Annotated in this window: 2 protein-coding genes; both read left to right on the plus strand. The window is 74.5% G+C overall.

Annotated features, from left to right (window positions below; all coding sequences use genetic code 11):
• On the plus strand, positions 1-252 hold a 252-nt coding region (locus VF794_RS32085; RefSeq protein ID WP_331116926.1), incomplete at its 5' end, for an ATP-binding cassette domain-containing protein.
• A partial coding sequence (locus tag VF794_RS32090; RefSeq protein ID WP_331116927.1) for an ABC transporter permease occupies positions 249-2,233 on the plus strand: 1,985 nt, incomplete at its 3' end. The genes VF794_RS32085 and VF794_RS32090, both read left to right, overlap by 4 nt.

Raw genomic sequence — 2,233 nt, forward strand, 5'->3', positions numbered from 1 at the left:
GGCGGCGAGCAGCAGCGGGTGGCGGTGGCCCGAGCGCTCGCCCACGCGCCGCCCCTGCTGCTGGCCGATGAGCCCACCGGCAACCTGGACGAGCAGACGGGGCGCAAGGTGCTCGATTTGTTGGAGGGGCTCACGCGCCGGGAGAATGCCTGCGCCCTCGTCGTCACCCATGACCCGGGACTCGTCTCGCGGGCGGATCGGGTGCTGGCGCTGGAAGCGGGCCGGCTCGTCGAGCGAGAGGCGCGCGCGTGAGACAGCGCCTCCTGGCCCGAGCCAGCCTTCGCCACCTGGGCAACCACCCGTGGCTCACCGCCCTGTCGCTGCTGGGCATCGCGCTCGGCGTGGCGGTGGTGGTGTCCATCGACCTGGCCAACGCGAGCGCCATGCGCGCCTTCGAGCGGTCCACGGACACCGTCGCGGGCCGCGCCACCCACCAGCTCGTCGGCGGGCCCTCGGGACTGCCGGAGTCGGTGTACCGGGACGTGCGCCTCCTCGGGGAGGCCCCGCCGGCCGCCCCGGTGGTGGAGGGCCACGTGCGTGCGCTGAGCGGCGACAAGCGCACCCTCACCGTGCTCGGCGTGGACCCCTTCGCCGAGACCCCCTTCCGCGCCTATGTCCCGAGGAGTGGGGGCTCGGTGGACCTCAACGCCTTCCTCACCGAGCCCGGCGCGGCCCTCCTCACGCGGCGCACGGCCCAGGCGCTGGGCCTCGACGCGGGGAGCCCCCTGGAAGTCCGGGTGGAGGGCGTGACGCGACGGCTGCGCGTGGTGGCGCTGCTGGAGCCCGGGGACGAGGGCAGTGCCCGCGCGCTGGACAGCCTCGTGCTCATGGACATCTCCACCGCGCAGGAGGTGCTCGGGCAGGAGGGACGCCTGTCACGCATCGACCTGAAGTTGCCCGGAGGCGAGGCCGACGAGGCCCGACTGGCGCGCCTGCGCCCGCTGCTGCCCGAGGGCGCGGAGGTGGTGCGGCCCGGCGCGCGCGGCAACGCGGTGGAGCAGATGACGCGGGCGTTCCGCACCAACCTCACCGCGCTGTCGCTGCTGGCGCTCGTGGTGGGGACGTTCCTCATCTACAACACGATGACCTTCTCGGTGGTGCAGCGGCGCGAGCAACTGGGGCGGCTGCGCGCGGTGGGCATCACCCGGGGCGAGCTGTTCGCCCTGGTGCTGGGCGAGGCGGCGGTGCTCGGCGTGGTGGGCACGGTGGCGGGGCTGCTGCTGGGCGTGCTGCTGGGGCGGGGGCTGGTGGAGCTCGTCACCCGGACACTCAATGACCTGTACCTCGTGGTGAGCGTGCGCGAGCTGGCGCTGGAGCCCCTCACCCTGGCCAAGGGACTGCTGCTGGGCCTGGGCGCCACGCTCGTCGCCGCGCTGCTGCCGGCGTGGGAGGCGGCGCGCTCGGCCCCGGCGGTGACGCTGCGCCGCTCCGTGCTGGAGGACGTGGCCCGCCGCCGGGCACCCCGGCTCGCGTTGCTGGGGTTGCTCGTGCTCGCGCTGGGCACGGGGCTGCTGGCCCTGCCCACGCCCGAGCTGCTGCCGGCCTATGGGGGCCTCTTCTCGGTGCTGCTGGGCTCGGCGCTGCTGGTGCCCTGGGTGACGACGCGGCTGGCGGGCGCGGCGGCGGCTCCGCTGGGGCGCGCCTTCGGGCTGCTGGGGCGCATGGCCGCGCGAGGCGTGACGGCGAGCCTCAGTCGCACCGCCGTCGCCCTGGCCGCGCTCATGGTGGCGGTGGCCACCACCGTGGGCGTGGGGCTCATGGTGGCCAGCTTCCGAAACACGGTGGCCGAGTGGCTGGGCACGTCGCTGCAAGCCGACGTGTACGTCTCCCCGCCCTCGCTCGTCACCCGGCGCGGCGGAGCCACCTTCACCCCGGGGCTCGCCGAGCACGTGCGGGCCACCCCGGGCGTGGGCAGCAGCACCACCCTGCGCACGGTGCAGGTGCGGGTGGACGGCGTGCCCACGGACCTGCGCTCGGTGGACTTCGGACAGACGCCGGTGCGCCCCTACCGCTTCAAGGAGGGAGACCCTGCCACCGTGTGGCGTGAGCTCGAGGACCCCGGCACCCTGCTCGTCTCCGAGCCCTTCAGCTACCACCGGGACATCCACCGCGGAGACACGGTGCGGCTGCCCACGGACCGGGGGCCTCGGGAGTTCCGCGTGGTGGGCGTGTACTTCGACTATGGCTCGGACACCGGCACGGTGCTCATGCCACGCGCTACCTATAATGAGGT

This window comes from Archangium sp., from assembly GCF_036389735.1.
Classification (GTDB): Bacteria; Myxococcota; Myxococcia; order Myxococcales; family Myxococcaceae; genus Archangium.